The organism is Mycobacterium gastri (assembly GCF_002102175.1).
GTDB classification, from domain to species: Bacteria; Actinomycetota; Actinomycetes; order Mycobacteriales; family Mycobacteriaceae; genus Mycobacterium; species Mycobacterium gastri.
In genome coordinates, this window is sequence record NZ_LQOX01000129.1 from 122376 (window position 1) to 137817 (window position 15442).

The window sequence follows — 15442 nt, forward strand, 5'->3', positions numbered from 1 at the left end:
GTGGGTTTGGCCGGTGGGCCTGCGCAGGCCCGGTGTCAGCACTCGTAAGCGACGCCACCGGATCGGCTCAGACCCCTTGATGTCACAAGGTTCGCAGCTCGCTCGCTACGGCTTAGATCTGCCAGTCCTGAGCGCCGTCGTTCTTGTTGTAGGTCCCCGCGGAGTTCTTCACGACGATGGGGTCACCGCTGCCGAAGTTGTCGTAGAACCACTTAGCGTTGGCGGGACTGAGGTTGATGCAGCCATGGCTGACATCCCGCTTGCCCTGATCACCCACCGACCACGGCGCGCTGTGCACGAAGTTTCCGCTGTTGTCGATGCGGACCGCGTCAGAAACAGTGACCTTGTAACCCTGCGGCGAGTTGACCGGGACCCCATACGTGGAGGAATCCATCACCACCGTGGGCATCTTCTCGAGCACGTAATACGTGCCGTTCGGAGTCTGATGATTGCCGGCCGCCATCCCCATCGACATCGGGAACGTCTGCTGGACCACGCCGTTGCGGGTGATCGTCATCTGGTGCGTCGCGTCGTCGGCGGTGGCCACCAGCGAATCACCGGTGCGGAAGCTCGACCTGGTGCCGGCCGCATCGATGTTGACCGCCGTGTTGGCCGGCCAGAACTGCAGCGGGCGCCACCGAACTTGGGTTGGACTCATCCAGTAGAACTTGCCGGGCACCGGTGGGATCGACGAAATGTGGATGGCGCTTTCAGCCATCGGACGGTCGGCGATGGGTACCTGGAAGTTGATGATGATCGGTTTGGCCACACCGACCATCGCGCCGTTGACCGGGTTGAATGTCGGCGGCCGGAATGGCGGATCGCCGACAAACGGCGTCGGATCCTGCCCGGCGACCGGGCCGGCTGCCGCAGGTATCGCCAGCGGGTCGGGCGGCGGCGCAAGCGGGTCGGACGCCGGCGGCAGGGCCAGCGGGTCGGGTGCGGGGGCCCCTGGGTCGGGTGCGGGGGCCCCTGGGTCGGCAGGCTCAGCCGGCGCGACCACTCCCGGGTCGCCGGGCACCTGATCCGGGTCCGCAACAGCGGGACCGGTGCCTAGCAGCAACACCGAAACCACCCCGGCCACGTTCACCGCGACGAAGAGGCTTCCCGTCCTGCCCCTCCTGCCCCCCATGCGGGCCCTCGTCCAGCGCGACATATGTCATCCCTCCGGTCACGTCCTGGCCCCAGTGTGGCATAGCGCAGCGGCTGCTTTCCGGCCCCGCGGCCGCCCGGCACCATGTCAGCTGCTCAATTCACGCCGTTGACCTGCAGCCTTACTCAAGGTGTGAAGTTTCACCGGGCCGCCTCATCCGCAGCCTCGAAGACGCGTCTTGCCACCGTCATCCCCACCAACGCGACGGCCATCAAGATCGCCGATGCGGTGAGCATCAACGCCACATTCCGCTCGTACAACAGTCCACCCGCCAGTGAGCCGGCCATGATGCCGAGCTGAAACGCCGTCACATACAGCCCGGATGCCCCGTCGGGGTCGTCGGACCCGCTGCGCATCGCCGCCGATTGCAGCATCGGCGACACCGCGGTGGCGGCCGCTCCCCACAGGACGATCGCCCCGGTCCCGACGACCAGCGTCGTCACCGGGGCGCGGCCACCGCCGAACGCCAGTGCAGTCAGCACGACGAACGCGACGGTCAAGCCCGCGACACAGAAAATCATCGCGCCCTTGGGCCGGCGGTCCAGCGGGCGCGCCACCAGGGCCACCGCGACCACTCCGGCGACCCCATAGGCGGCCAGCAGCCACGCCTGGTTCGGCCCGTGCACGCCGACGACTTGCCGGATGACCACCACGATGTAGGTGTAGGAGACGAAATGGCCGGTGACGCCGATCATGGTGATCAGGCTGACGATGATCAGCGCGCGATTGCGGTGGTGGCGGGATCGCGGACCGACGTGCCGCAACTGGTCCGCGCTGAGAACGAGCTCAGGCAACAGCAGCCGGGCCGCCACAGTGACCGCGGCAGCCGCAACGGTGACGCACACCGCTGCCAGCCGCCAACCCCACATCAGGCTCAGAGCGGCCGTCAGTGGACTGCCCACCACCAGCGCCAGGCTGGTTCCGATGTAAATCGACGTGGTGGCGCGTCCGGCGTGGCTGGAGGGCACCAGCCGGGTGGCGATCGGGGCGATGACCGACCACAGCAAGCCATGGGTGACCGCACACAGCACCCGCCCGCCGGCCAATACCGCGAAGTTCGGCGCCAGCGCCGAGATCAGCTGCGAAACGGTCAGGCAGACGAGGGCGACCACCAGGGTCCGCCGCCGCGGCCAATGCGCCGTCCACCGCACCAACGGAACCGTCGTCAGCGCCGCGACCAGGGCATACCAGGACAGCAGAGTCCCCACCAGGACGACGCTGATGTTCAGGTTCCGCGCGATCGCCGACAGGGCGCCTACCGGCAAGATCTCAGCGGTGACATACACGAAGGCCGCTGCGGCCAGCACAGCCAATTGCGCGGCGATCCGCGGCGTCCACGGTCCGGCGGCGGTGGCAACAGTTCGGGTCTCGGCAGTCATGGCGGTGACATCTATCGGCATTCAGTGGCCGCGCATCGCCCACGCACCGCGGTAGTGCGTCGCGACGATCACGCTGCACTCACCGTACGCACCGCCGCCGCGCCGTCACACGAATTGCGGGTCAACACGCCCGTGCGGGGCCGCGGCGCTCAGGAACGAACGAGTCGGGCGATGGCTGCGGAGGCTTCGGCGAGCTTGCTGTCCGCTTCGGAGCCGTCCTCGGCAACGGCACGGGTGACGCAGTGGCTCAGGTGCTCGTCGAGCAGGTTCAGCGCCACCGATCGCAGCGCACTGTTGACGGCGCTGATCTGGGTCAGCACGTCGATACAGTACTTATCCTCCTCGATCATCCGCGCGATGCCACGCACCTGACCCTCGATGCGCCGCAGCCGCTTGGCGTAATTGTCCTTCTGCTGCGAATAGCCGTAGTCGGTTGTCATCACTCTCCCAACGATCGGACGCCCCAATTCTGCGGAAATCTCCGACCGGGCTGCCGTAAATCCTCGATTGTACCTTATACCCTAGCGGGGTATGAGGTAGGGCAACACGAGCATACTTGGACGATGCCCGAAGCCGACATCAAGCCCCGTAGTCGTGACGTCACCGACGGCCTGGAGAAGGCCGCGGCCCGCGGCATGTTGCGGGCAGTAGGCATGGGGGACGACGACTTCGCCAAGGCGCAGATCGGGGTCGCCTCGTCGTGGAACGAGATCACGCCGTGCAACCTGTCCCTGGACCGGTTGGCCAAGGCGGTCAAGGAAGGGGTGTTCGCCGCGGGCGGCTATCCCCTTGAGTTCGGGACGATCTCGGTATCCGACGGCATTTCAATGGGTCACGAGGGGATGCACTTCTCGCTCGTGTCGCGCGAGGTGATCGCCGACAGCGTCGAGACGGTGATGCAGGCCGAGCGGCTGGACGGCTCGGTGCTGCTGGCCGGATGCGATAAGTCCCTGCCCGGAATGCTGATGGCCGCAGCACGTTTGGACCTGGCGGCGGTGTTCCTCTACGCGGGCTCGATCCTGCCGGGGCTGGCCAAGCTCTCCGACGGCAGCGAGCGCGAGGTCACCATCATCGACGCCTTCGAGGCGGTCGGCGCGTGCGCGCGCGGACTGATGAGCCGAGAGGACGTCGACGCCATCGAGCGCGCGATCTGCCCCGGCGAGGGAGCGTGCGGCGGTATGTACACCGCCAACACCATGGCCAGCGCCGCCGAGGCACTGGGCATGTCGTTGCCGGGCAGCGCGGCGCCGCCGGCCACCGACCGCCGCCGCGACGGGTTCGCGCGCCGCAGCGGCCACGCCGTCGTCGAACTGCTGCGCCGCGGCATCACCGCCCGCGACATCCTGACCCGGGAGGCGTTCGAGAACGCGATCGCGGTGGTGATGGCGTTCGGCGGCTCGACCAATGCGGTGTTGCATCTGCTGGCCATCGCCCACGAGGCCGACGTCGAGCTGGCGCTGGACGACTTCAACCGGATCGGGTCGAAAGTGCCGCATCTGGCCGATGTCAAGCCGTTCGGCCGGCACGTGATGTCGCACGTCGACCACATCGGCGGGGTGCCGGTCGTCATGAAGGCGCTGCTGGATGCTGGTCTGCTGCACGGCGATTGCCTGACGGTGACCGGTCAGACGGTGGCCGAGAACCTGGCCGCCATTGCCCCGCCGGATCCAGACGGCAAAGTCCTGCGCGCGCTGAGCAACCCCATCCACCCGACCGGCGGGATCACCATTTTGCGCGGATCGCTGGCGCCGGAGGGTGCGGTGGTCAAGACGGCCGGCTTTGACTCCGAGGTATTCGAAGGTGTGGCAAGGGTTTTCGACGGTGAACGGGCCGCGCTGGACGCCCTCGAGGACGGCACCATCACCAAGGGCGACGCGGTGGTGATCCGCTACGAAGGGCCCAAGGGGGGGCCCGGGATGCGGGAAATGCTCGCCATCACCGGGGCGATCAAAGGCGCGGGACTGGGCAAAGACGTGCTGTTGCTGACCGACGGCCGGTTCTCGGGCGGTACCACCGGCCTGTGCGTCGGCCACATCGCGCCCGAAGCCGTCGATGCGGGGCCGATCGCCTTCCTGCGTGACGGCGACCGGATCCGACTCGACGTCACCGGCCGCACCCTCGACGTGCTCGCCAATCCGGACGAATTCGGGGCTCGGCGAAAGGATTTCACTCCCCCGCCGCCGCGCTACAAGACCGGCGTTCTGGCCAAGTACGTCAAGCTGGTCGGCTCAGCGGCAGCTGGGGCAGTCTGCGGCTAGTGGTCCTGCCGGTTAGTTCGTCGGGGTATCGGTGATGGGCTCGGTCCACCGCGTTCGGCACGCCGTCAGCAGACAGCAGAACGATCTTCGCGCGCACCACCTCCGCGTGCGCCAGCGTATAGGCGCGGGCACGTTCCCCCAGATCCACCCGATCCGCATCGAACAACACCACAAACGGCGATCGACGAGACACCACAGCCCCCAACCACAGACACCACCATGGAGGCTCGGCACTTCCCCTCGCCGAGAACAGCCCTAACTTACACCGCTGTAATTCTCAGCGGAACCACTAGCGACCAAGGTTCGCTAGTGGTCGCTAGTGGTATTGCCTTCTCTGTTGGCGGACTTCGGAACTACGAGTTGGTAGCCGCCGCGCGCGTGCGCATGCCGAAGTAGGTGGCGGTCAGCCCTAGAAAGGCCACCACCGCTCCTGCGATGATATGCGACCACATCATGCCGGCCGTCCGCGTGATTCCTTGCAGAACCCACGGCGAGAAGATGAGCCATACACCGAGCACGGGCATCGTCCAGGTCATGCCGTGCGTGCGATCCAGCGCTGAGGCGAACCCGTAGGCCAGGTACGCGACCGCGATCCCAACGATGAGGTCGCACCAGGCGAGCTGTCTCGTCGCGCTGAAACCAACGATCCATGGTGACGCAGCCACATACAGGCCTGCCAGCATCGTCAGGCCGAAGGTGATCTGCGTGCTCATCGACTCGGCGGCGCGCTCGTAACTCGCCCGTAGAGCCAACAAATCGGGGTGGTGATCAATTGATGAATGGACCGTACTCATTTCGCAACCTTTCTGTTATGCAGCGGGTTTAAGCCTTCTGCATCCCATCCATCTGCTCCAAGATTACGCTCGGCCGCTCACGGCGGCCACGCAATCGATCGGCCAGATGACCTGTGGTTAAGCGATTTCCGAAACCATGCGCGCCGGCTTCCTTGCCGCCGATACCATCGTGCAATCGCCCGTTAGTACACACCGAGGTGCCTTGTGACGTATGTACTGGTCTCACCGGACATCATGGCCTCGATGGCCGCCGATGTGCAGAGCATCGGCGCGCTGTTGGCCAATGGGAACGCGGCAGCGGCCAGCACGACGACCAACGTGGCCAGCGCGGCCGCCGACGAGGTATCAACGGCGATTGCGGCGTTGTTTTCCCGGCACGCGCAGAGTTACCAGGTGCTGGCCGGGCGGGCAGCGGCTTTCCACGACGAGTTCACGAGCAACCTACTGGCCGGCGCGAATTCGTATGTTTCCGCCGAAGCTGCCAACGCCACAGACGGCCTGCTTGCGGTAATCAATGCACCCACCCAGGCGCTGCTGGGCCGCCCGCTGATCGGCAACGGCGCCAACGGAACCACCGTCAACGGCGTCGGGACGGCTGGCGGGGCGGGCGGGATCCTGTACGGCAACGGCGGCAACGGCGGGGCCAGCACCAACCCGGGGGCGCCCGGCGGCGCCGGCGGGGCCGCCGGCCTCATCGGCAATGGCGGCATCGGCGGGCAAGGCGGGGCCGGCGGGACCGGCGGCGCCGGCGGCAATGCCGGCTACTTGTACGGCGCCGGTGGCGCCGGCGGGGCCGGCGGGACCGGTGCCACCGGCACGGCCGGCGCTGCCGGAGGCATGGGCGGCACGGGCGGCACCGGGGGCAGCGGCAGCCCGTTTGGCTACGCCGGAGCCGGTGGCGCGGGCGGTGCCGGCGGTTCCGGTGGTCAAGGCTTGGCCGGCCAGGAGGGCGGCGCCGGTGGGGCCGGTGGACACGGCGGAGTCGGCGGGGGTGCCGGCATGTTCGGCCACGCCGGCGCCGGCGGTGACGGCGGCACGGGTGGCGGCGGAGGCGCCGGCGGTGACGGCTTGCCCGGCGGCTTCAACAATCCGGCCGGCCGCGGCGGCGCTGGTGGCGTCGGAGGCGACGCTGGGGCCGGCGGCAACGCGGGCACCTTCGGCATCAACGGCAGCGGTGGTGGCGGCGGCAACGGCGGCGCGGGCGGGACCGGCGGTACCGGCGCGGCCCAGCTCGAAATCGGCCCCGGAAAGGGCGCCGGCCTGGGCGGTCACGGCGGCGCCGGCGGCGCCGCCGGCGCGGGCGCGGCCGCTGGCACCGGCGGGTTCGGCGGATCGGCCGGCGGGTACGGCGACGGAGGACGCGGCGGCGACGGCGGTGCGGGCGGGGCCGGGCTCAGCGGCGCGGCCGGCACCGGCGCCAATGGCACCGCCGCGGGTTCCGGGGGTGAGGGCGGCAACGGCGGCAACAGCGGTGCCGGCGGCACCAACGGCAACGGCGGCAATGGCGGTGCCGGCGGGCTGGGCGGCAGCGGCGGCTCCGGCACCGCGGACAGCGGCAGCGGCGGAGGTACCGGCGGCAACGGCGGAAAGGGCGGCCTCGGCGGGTTCACTGGTGCCGCCGGAACGGGCGGCACGGGTGGCACCAACGGCACCGGCGGCACCGGCGGCGCCGGCGGCGCCGGCGGCGCCGGCAGCGCTGGCAATCCCGGCACCGGGAACCCGGGTGGCGACGGCGGCCTGGGCGGCGACGGCGGCGACGGCGGCCCCGGTGCCACCGGCGGCACCAATGGCAATGGCGGGGCGGGCGGCGCCGGCGGCGCCGGCGGCGCGGGCGGCTCCGGCACCCCCGACGTCGGTTCCGGTGGCGGCAATGGCGGTATGGGCGGCACCGGTGGTGACGGTGGCACCGGCGGCTGGCCGGGACAACGCGACGAACCCACCAGTGGCATCGCGGGCATTGGCGGCGCCGGCGGCGCAGGCGGGGCCGGCGGCGGCGGTGCTCACGCCATTTCTGGGTCCGGCAACTCCGGCGGCACCGGCGGCGATGGCGGCGATGGCGGCTATGGCGGTTACGGCGGCAACGGCTGGAACAGCATCGGCGGCAACGGCGGCGACGGCGGCGAGGGCGGCACTGCGGGCGAAGGCGGCCTTGATGGTTCCGGCGTACAGGCTGGTTCTGGCTACGGCGGCGACGGCGGTGAGGGCGGCGGAGGCGGCTACGGCGGTGCCGGCGGAATCGGCCAGCCGGGCTACGTCGGCGGTGTCGGCGGCACCGGCGGCACCGGCGGCGACTCGGTCAACGGAGTCGCCGGCAACGGCGGCAACGGTGGCCCCGGCGGCGGTGGCGGCTATGGCGGACCGGGCAGCCAATCGGCGGGCCTCATCGGAGGGATGGGCGGTACCGGCGGCACCGGCGGAGCTCCAGGCTCGGGCGCGACCTCCGGCGTCGGTGGCAATGGCGGCACCGGCGGCGAGGGTGGCGGCGGCGGCCAAGGCGACACGGGCGACGGAGCGACAGGCTATGCGGGCGGAATCGGCGGCACCGGCGGCAACGGTGGCGCCGCGGGTGCCGGTGGCATCGGCGGCAACGGAGGCACCGGCGGCTACGGCGGCCCCGGCGGATACGGCGGCAGCGGCGACAACTCGGCAGGCTACGCGGGCGGGATGGGCGGCGCCGGGGGCACCGGCGGCACCGCGGCCCCCGGCGGCATCGGCGGCAACGGCGGTGGCGGCGGCTATGGCGGCACCGGCGGCGATGGCGACACCGGCGACAACTCGGCGGGCTACGCCGGCGGGGCCGGTGGCACCGGCGGCACGGGAGGCGTCGCCGGACCCGGCGGGCTCGCTGCGGGCGACGGCGGCCCCGGCGGCCTGGGCGGCAACGGCGGCTTCGGCGGCAGCGGCGGAACCGACCAAACCGGCTTCCAGGGCGGAAAGGGCGGCACGGGCGGCGCCGGCGGCGCGGGTGGCTCGGCCGGTGTCGGCGCCACCAACGGCAGTGGCGGCGACGGCGGCCAAGGCGGCGAGGGCGGCACCGGCGGCTTCGGCGGCGTCAACGGCAGCACCTTAGCCGGCGAGGCCGGCGGCCAGGGCGGCACCGGCGGCACCGGCGGCGCAGGCGGGCAGGCCGGCTCCGGCGCGGGCGCTGCGGGCGCCGTCGGCGGAGGCGGCATCGGCGGCAACGGCGGCACCGGTGGCACCGGTGGGACCGGTGATGATGGCGCGGCCGGCGGCACCGGCGGCCAAGGCGGCACCGGCGGCAGCGGCGGCACCGGCGGCACCGGTGTCACCTCCGGCCAGGCGGGCGGTGCCGGGGGGAACGCCGGGAACGGCGGCACCGGCGGCACCGGTGGAACCGGGTCCGGCGGTGCCGACGGCGGCGACGGCGGTCAAGGCGGTAACGGCGGCGCTGGCGGCGACGGTGGCGATGGCGTCGGCGCGTCCGGCGGCAAAGGCGGGGACGGCGGCCAACCGGGTGGCGGCGGCCAAGGCACCGCACCGGGCGGCGTCGGCGGCGGCCCCGGCAACCTCGGCGCGGACGGCCTCGACGGCCAAAACCTCTAGCCTCGGATCACAGTGGACCTTCTCGACCGGCTGCGGCACGATGTGCCGGAAACGTCTAGCCGTAGGTCTGGTGCAATAGCCAACCAATGGGACTCCAGTCCCGACAGAGACGAGGGTGAGAAACATGGCGAATTACCAGGCCGGAACCGCGCTGACCTGTGGCCACGAGGGCTGCGGCTGTCGCGTTGTTATTGAAAACGAGTGCCATTGCGCGAACTCCGGCCAGCCTTACCGCTGCACCTGCGGCGAAGAGTTGGTGCCTGTCAAATAGATCGAGTCCGCCGGTCGTGCGTTACCGCCTGAACGCACGGCGGGCTAGCTCAACTTCGGCCGCCAGCTTCAGGTCGACCGCCGAAGCGCCCACCGCCACCGGGTAACCACCCGGCTCGATGCGCCAGCATCCGGCGTCATAGCGGGCAAGCAGTCGCGGATCCGCCCGAAGGGTCACCCGACGGGCCTGACCCGGCTCGAGCTCGACCCGCTCGAATCCCAGCAATCGCGACCGCGGTTCCCCGGGAGCGGCGGTCAGGTACAGCTGCGGGACGTCGGCCCCGGCGCGGTCGCCGGTGTTGACGACGGTGAAGCTGGCGATCACGGTATCCTCGCCGGTCACCGCCAGCTCGCGGTACTCAAAGCCGGTGTAGGACAAGCCGTGACCGAACGCGAACATCGGGGCCTGCCCCGTTCGGGCGTACCAGCGGTATCCGACCTCGGCGCCCTCGCAATAGTGGATGGTGCTCGGCGTGCCCCACGGGGCGCCGAGCTCGGGCAGCTGCGGGCGCGGTGTCTGACCAAGATCAACCGGGAAGGTGAGCGGCAGCCGGCCCGACGGATTCACCTCGCCGGCGAGGACTTCCGCGATGGCCTGACCACCGGCCTGGCCCGGATACCACGCCTGCACTATGGCATTGACGGAGTCGCGCCAGGGCATGACCACCGGGTTGCCGGTCTCCAGTACGACGGCGGTGTTCGGGTTGGCCGCGGCGACGGCGGCGATCAGCGCATCCTGGCCCCACGGCAGCGACAGGTCGGGAATGTCGACGCCCTCCCCCTCGACGCGGATCGCGAAGACAATCACAACATCAGCCCGGCGCGCCGCCAGCACCGCTTCGGCCGGGCTGATACCGGGGTCAAACTCGATTTGCGCGTGGGGAAGCCGCTTTCGCATTTCGTCGAGCGGGCTTGACGGCAGCAGGTGGAGGTTGCGCAGGCCGCCCGCCAGCCCCGGCCCGCCGATGGGGATCACCTCGGCATAGCCCCCGGGCGGGACGACGGCACTGGACCCGCAGCCGGCCGGCACGCCGCGCTGGGCATACCCACCGATGACCGCGATACGCGCGGCGGCTTTCAGCGGCAGCACACCCCGGTTTTGCAGCAGCACGATTCCCTGCCGTGCGATCTGCAGCGCAATCTCGTTGTGCGCGGCCATATCCGGTGCGGACACGGGTTCCCACTGGTCGATTCCGACGGCGAACATCGAGCGCAGGATCCGCCGAACCATGTCTGACAGGCGCTCCTTGGGCAGCCTGCCGTCGAGGTAGGCGGCCCGCAGCCGGTCACCGAAGGCCTCCGACTGCCACAGCAGGGCGTCGATCTGCGCCCCGCATTCTTGGTCCAGGCCGGCAAGCGCACATTCCCAGCCCGGTGTGCCGCCCCAATCGGACATGGCCCAACCGCGGTATCCCCAAGCGCCTTTCAGCACGTCGTTGATCAACACCGTATTGGCGGCAGCATAGTCGCCGTTGACCTTGTTGTACGCCGTCATCACCGCGCCGGGTTGTGCGCGCTCGATGGCGATCTCGAAAGCCAGCAAGTCCGATTCGCGGTGCGCGTCGGGATCGATGACGGCGTCCAGCCAGTGCCGGTTGGTCTCGTTGCAGTTCAAACAGTAGTGCTTGGCCGTCGAGATGACACCTTCTTGCTGTATTCCGATGATCGATTCAGCGGCCATGATCCCGCTCAAAAGCGGGTCTTCGGAAAGGTATTCGAAGTTGCGGCCGTTGCGCGGGTCGCGGGCCAGGTTGATGCCGCCGGCCAGCAGCACATTGAATCCGCGGCTGCGTGCCTCGCGAGCGATCGCCTGGCCCGAGGCTCGGGACAGTGCCGGGTTGAAACTGGCGGCCAGCGCCAGGCTGGCCGGCAGCGCGGTGGCGGTGTCACCCGGGCGAAAGCCGGGGTTGGTGACGCCCAGGCTGGCGTCACTCATCTTCAGCGCGGGCACGCCGAGCCGAGGCACCCCCGGCACATATCCGGCACTCATCGGGGTGCCCTCCGGGATACGTTCGTCGCGCAGCGGCCAGAGTTCACTCTTGCCCATGACCCCGACCAGCAGCGCGAATCGCTCGTCGTCGGTCATCTGCGACTCAACCTCACGCGCCCGCACGTCAGGGTCTACAGCGCTCGATTGCCCGGCTCTCCCCCGCAAGCGGGAGGTGCCCCCACCTCGGGCCGCAGAGCGGCCCGCATCGTCACCGGAGGGCCTCACCGCACACCCTCTTTCGCGTACACGACGCGCAGCACATGGCCAACCTCGGGTCCCATCACCAACTCCGTCAACGTACAGATCGTCGCCACGAACTGCGGCCCATGCGGGGGCGGGACCTGACACAAGTGGTGCGCGATCTCGTGCAGCACCACCAGTTCACGCATCGCCCAGTCGGCGGCATCAAGGTCGGGAACCGCGATAACGGCTGCGCCGTCGCGGTTTTCGTAGTGCGCGGCGGTGGCCGCCCGGCGCGCCCGTACCCGCAGCGGTGCCACCTGCGGCCAGTGCTGCCGCACCACCGGCAACGCGAGCACGTCGTCGACGTAACGCTGCACCGATGCCACCGACCCGAACCGCCCCTCCGGCGGCAACGTCAACTGAGTCCCGAAGAACTCCACCGCGGGTGAGCCGTGCTCGGCGGCACGGTCGAACAAGATGCGGACGAATTCTTCAGCGGCATACACCTTGGCGCGCTGGCAATCCCGCTGGGTCACCGGCCCAGTGGAGTCCGCGCGCCGGGCAATTCGGGGCTGTTTCCCAGCCGCGCTCGCCTGCCCGCCCGGTCACCCGCTTGCCGCGCCGCCGACGAGTACCCGGCCGTGGCCCTGCTGGCCCGCCAGGTACCGCGCGCCTTCGACGCGCTGCGGTAGTGGTCACGCAGCTCAATCTCCTTGTCCCGCAACGCGAGAGCGGTACCTGGTGCACGACCACGGTCCTTGGTGACCTGTTGGCGGGCCTGCTCCCGGGCCTCGGCCAGGCGCTGCCCAACCCGGACCCCGAAGGCCAGCTGGAAGTTGAGCCTGGCGGTGATGGTGGGCGTGGGGCGGTGTGCCCCGGACGCAAGGTAGGCATCGGAAGCCCGGACCATCTGCACCACCAGGCTGGCGTACAGGGCGTGGGTCGCGTCGATGTCCTCGGGGAACCCGTAGGCGTAGAGGAACGTCGAATTCGACGCGACGTCGCAGCGTACGTCGTTGGCCGTGGCGATCAGCACGAACAGCTGCACGTAGGTCCGCAGCCCGCGGGCGCCGGCCGTTCCGATGGTGATGGTGCGCTGGGTCGGTGCTTGCGCGGCCGAACGGTGGGCCGAATGGGACCGCGCCACGGCGAGGTCGATGGACGCCGCGGTGGCCAACCGTTGCGCGGCGCTCATGAACGCGTCGGCCTCGTGCGGGTTGTCGGTGCCTTCGGCCTGACGCAGCAGCGCGGCAATACGGGACAGCATCTTGTCGTCGGTCATGGCGCCAAACTACTGCAGGGGTACGACAATTCGATTCAGAGGCGTTTGGTGATCCAGCCAACAACGTCGTCGAGCACCTGGTCGCGCTCCGGCTCGTTGAAGACCTCGTGGTAGAGCCCGGGATACTCCTTCAGCTCGACATCGGTGGATCCCACACATTCCACCAGGCGCCGGCTGCCCTCGATCGGGATGAGCCGGTCACCCGTGCCGTGCACCACCAACAGCGGCGCGGTCAGCGCCGGCGCCCGCCGCGGCATGGTCTCGCCCACCTGCAGCAACGCCCGGCCGATCCCGGCCGGCACCCGGCCGTGGTACACGCGCGGGTCGTTCTGGTAGTCCGCCACCACCTGCGGGTCGCGGGATATGGCGGTGAAGTCGAGATCCTGGACCGGCAGGCCGGGCACCACGGCGCCAAGAACCTTGGCGGCCACCGCCACCACCGGCGACACCAGATCCTGGGCCGCCACCGCCGGTGCCGACAGCACCATCAGGTCGTAGTTGTCCGGGCGTTCCACCCCGTAGGCGAACACCATCCCGCCGCCCATGCTGTGCCCTAGCACGATGCACTTCAGGCCGGGGTTCTCCCGGGTGGCGATGCCCACGAGGGTGTCGAAGTCGGCGGTGTATTCGGAAATATCGCGCACCAGCACCCGCTTGCCGCCCGAGCGGCCGTGTCCGCGATGGTCGAGTGCGTAGGTGACCAGACCGGCCTCACCGAACCGCTGCGCGACGTGGTCGTATCGGCGGGCATGCTCGCCCAAACCGTGAGCCAGCACCACGATCGCTTTAGGGATCGCTTTAGGGATCGCTTTCGGCGCTGTTGCGGGTTCGGTGTCGGGCGTCCAGACGTCGTAGACGATGTCCACACCGCCGACACCGTCGAAGTTGCCTTCAGTGCGCGTCGCGTTCATTACGGGCAGCTTACGGCCTGCACAGCGGCTCCCCGGGCGGGGCTGTCCGGGTTGTCAGCGGTTCTGCGTAGGCTCGTCGGGGTGGGTCCGCTAGCACAGGACAATGAGCTCGGCGGTGATTTCTCCGCCCGTGCCGAACCCTACCGGCGCGAACTGCTGGCGCACTGCTACCGGATGACGGGATCGCTACACGACGCCGAGGATCTGGTGCAGGAGACGTTGCTGCGTGCCTGGAAAGCCTACGACCGGTTCGAAGGCAAGTCGTCGATACGGACCTGGCTGCATCGGATCGCCACCAACACCTGCCTGAGCGCTCTGGAGGGCCGGCAGCGCCGGCCGTTGCCGACAGGGCTGGGGACGTCCAGCTCGGATCCGACGGCGGAGTTGGTCGAGCGCTGTGAAGTGCCCTGGCTCGAGCCGCTGCCGGAACCGGCGGACGATCCGGCGGATCCGTCGGTCATCATCGGGTCGCGTGAATCGGTCCGGTTGGCGTTTGTGGCCGCGCTGCAGCATCTGTCGCCCCGGCAGCGTGCGGTGCTGTTGCTGCGCGACGTTCTGCAGTGGAAGTCGGCCGAAGTGGCCGAGGCGATCGGCACCACCACCGTCGCCGTCAACAGCCTGCTGCAGCGGGCCCGGTCCCAGCTGGAGACCGTGCGCCCCAGCGCCGAAGATCGGTTGAGCGCGCCGGATTCGCCGGAGGCCCAGGACTTGCTGGCCCGCTACATCGCCGCGTTCGAGACCTACGACATCGACCGGCTGGTGGAGCTGTTCACCGCCGAGGCGATCTGGGAGATGCCGCCCTATGTCGGCTGGTACCGCGGCGCGCAGGACATCATCACCCTCATTCACCAGCAATGTCCCGCCGAATCGCCCGGCGATATGCGCATGATCCCGTTGGTGGCCAACGGCCAGCCCGCCGCGGCCATGTACATGCGCGCGGGTCAGCGGCATGTGCCGTTCCAGTTGCATGTGCTGGACATGGTCGACGGCCGGGTGTCCCACGTGGTGGCTTTCCTCGACGGCTCACTGTTCCCGAAGTTCGGTCTGCCCAGTTCGCTGTGATGGCCGTCGTCGCGTCTGTCCCCGGTAAGCCCCTGCTGCTGGGCGCCTTCGACATTGGCAGCGTAGGCTACATCGCCGAGGAATTCTTCGTTTCCGGCACCGCCGCTTCCTACGCTCCGGTGTCCGAACTCGGACCCGACGGCCGCTGGACGGCAACACCTTCGGGCGCCGCCGACTACGCCACTCGGATCGTGGCGCTGACCCCCGCCGACCAGACTCAATTCAACGGTACGGTGCTGGTCGAATGGCTCAACGTCAGCGGCGGCATCGATGCCCCCGCCGTGTGGATGATGGGCCACCGCGAGATCACTCGCGCCGGCTACGCCTACGTCGCGGTCTCGGCCCAGCAGGTGGGGGTGGCCGGCGGTGCCGGCCTGCTTGGCGTCGACATGTCGCTGAAAAGGCAGGAGCCGGCGCCGATCAACTCCGCCCCGGCAACCATCCGAGGCGGCCGGCTCGGCGTCATCCGCACTCGCGACCACGCCGGCGGCTGTGCGGTAGTCGAATCAGGGCCGAGCACAACCAGATTCGAGGATTCCCGGCACGGGCGGTAGGGTACGGCAGTGCAGCCGCTGGGCGGCCGCGGCCGCCGTGAC

Annotated in this window: 11 protein-coding genes and 2 pseudogenes; 5 read left to right on the forward strand and 8 right to left on the reverse strand. The window is 69.8% G+C overall.

The features are described from left to right. Positions 1-112 precede the first annotated feature (112 nt). From AWC07_RS20495 to ricR, 3 genes are all read right to left on the reverse strand, one after another. A complete protein-coding gene (locus AWC07_RS20495) occupies positions 113-1156 on the reverse strand; it encodes a L,D-transpeptidase (RefSeq protein ID WP_036412277.1) in 1044 nt (347 codons plus the stop codon). 137 nt (positions 1157-1293) lie between these two features. Then, on the reverse strand, positions 1294-2532 hold the full coding sequence (locus tag AWC07_RS20500; RefSeq protein WP_036412291.1) for an MFS transporter: 1239 nt from the start codon (positions 2530-2532) through the stop codon (positions 1294-1296). Between the two features lie 149 nt (positions 2533-2681). Continuing rightward, positions 2682-2972 (reverse strand): copper-sensing transcriptional repressor RicR, encoded by a 291-nt coding sequence (gene ricR / locus AWC07_RS20505; RefSeq protein ID WP_036412279.1) that lies wholly within the window; start codon positions 2970-2972, stop codon positions 2682-2684. A 123-nt stretch (positions 2973-3095) separates the two neighbouring features. Here ricR and ilvD point away from each other — a divergent pair, with 123 nt between their 5' ends. After that, positions 3096-4790 carry a dihydroxy-acid dehydratase gene (gene ilvD / locus AWC07_RS20510; protein ID WP_036412280.1) on the forward strand — a complete coding sequence of 565 codons (1695 nt, stop codon included), beginning with the start codon at positions 3096-3098 and terminating at the stop codon, positions 4788-4790. 353 nt (positions 4791-5143) lie between these two features. Here ilvD and AWC07_RS20515 read toward each other — a convergent pair whose 3' ends face one another. Then, on the reverse strand, positions 5144-5584 hold the full coding sequence (locus AWC07_RS20515; RefSeq protein ID WP_036412282.1) for an SPW repeat protein: 441 nt from the start codon (positions 5582-5584) through the stop codon (positions 5144-5146). A gap of 204 nt (positions 5585-5788) precedes the next feature. Here AWC07_RS20515 and AWC07_RS20520 point away from each other — a divergent pair, with 204 nt between their 5' ends. Both AWC07_RS20520 and mymT read left to right on the forward strand, forming a co-directional pair. Continuing rightward, positions 5789-9148, forward strand: a complete 3360-nt coding sequence (locus tag AWC07_RS20520) for a PE family protein (RefSeq protein ID WP_085105210.1) — start codon at positions 5789-5791, stop codon at positions 9146-9148. A gap of 124 nt (positions 9149-9272) precedes the next feature. Further along, on the forward strand, positions 9273-9419 hold the full coding sequence (gene mymT, locus AWC07_RS30030) for a copper-binding metallothionein MymT (RefSeq protein ID WP_084293464.1): 147 nt from the start codon (positions 9273-9275) through the stop codon (positions 9417-9419). A gap of 21 nt (positions 9420-9440) precedes the next feature. On the opposite strand, the gene AWC07_RS20530 is transcribed toward mymT, so the two are convergent. From AWC07_RS20530 to AWC07_RS20545, 4 genes are all read right to left on the reverse strand, one after another. Then, entirely contained in the window at positions 9441-11504 is a 2064-nt protein-coding gene (locus tag AWC07_RS20530; protein ID WP_036412148.1) for a glycoside hydrolase family 3 protein, read from the reverse strand. 125 nt (positions 11505-11629) lie between these two features. Continuing rightward, entirely contained in the window at positions 11630-12127 is a 498-nt protein-coding gene (locus AWC07_RS20535) for a TIGR04338 family metallohydrolase (RefSeq protein ID WP_036412116.1), read from the reverse strand. Then, positions 12124-12873 carry a DUF2786 domain-containing protein gene (locus AWC07_RS20540; RefSeq protein ID WP_036412117.1) on the reverse strand — a complete coding sequence of 250 codons (750 nt, stop codon included), beginning with the start codon at positions 12871-12873 and terminating at the stop codon, positions 12124-12126. Before AWC07_RS20540 ends, AWC07_RS20535 begins: the two co-directional genes overlap by 4 nt. A gap of 35 nt (positions 12874-12908) precedes the next feature. After that, positions 12909-13784 carry an alpha/beta hydrolase gene (locus AWC07_RS20545; protein WP_036412118.1) on the reverse strand — a complete coding sequence of 292 codons (876 nt, stop codon included), beginning with the start codon at positions 13782-13784 and terminating at the stop codon, positions 12909-12911. Between AWC07_RS20545 and AWC07_RS20550 the strand changes: the two are divergent. Both AWC07_RS20550 and AWC07_RS20555 read left to right on the forward strand, forming a co-directional pair. Next, positions 13732-14846: pseudogene (locus tag AWC07_RS20550) on the forward strand (sigma-70 family RNA polymerase sigma factor). The gene AWC07_RS20545 and the pseudogene AWC07_RS20550 overlap by 53 nt on opposite strands. Beyond that, positions 14846-15259 (forward strand): annotated as a pseudogene (locus tag AWC07_RS20555) (alpha/beta hydrolase domain-containing protein); the annotation flags it as partial. The pseudogenes AWC07_RS20550 and AWC07_RS20555, both read left to right, overlap by 1 nt. Between the last annotated feature and the right edge of the window lie 183 nt (positions 15260-15442).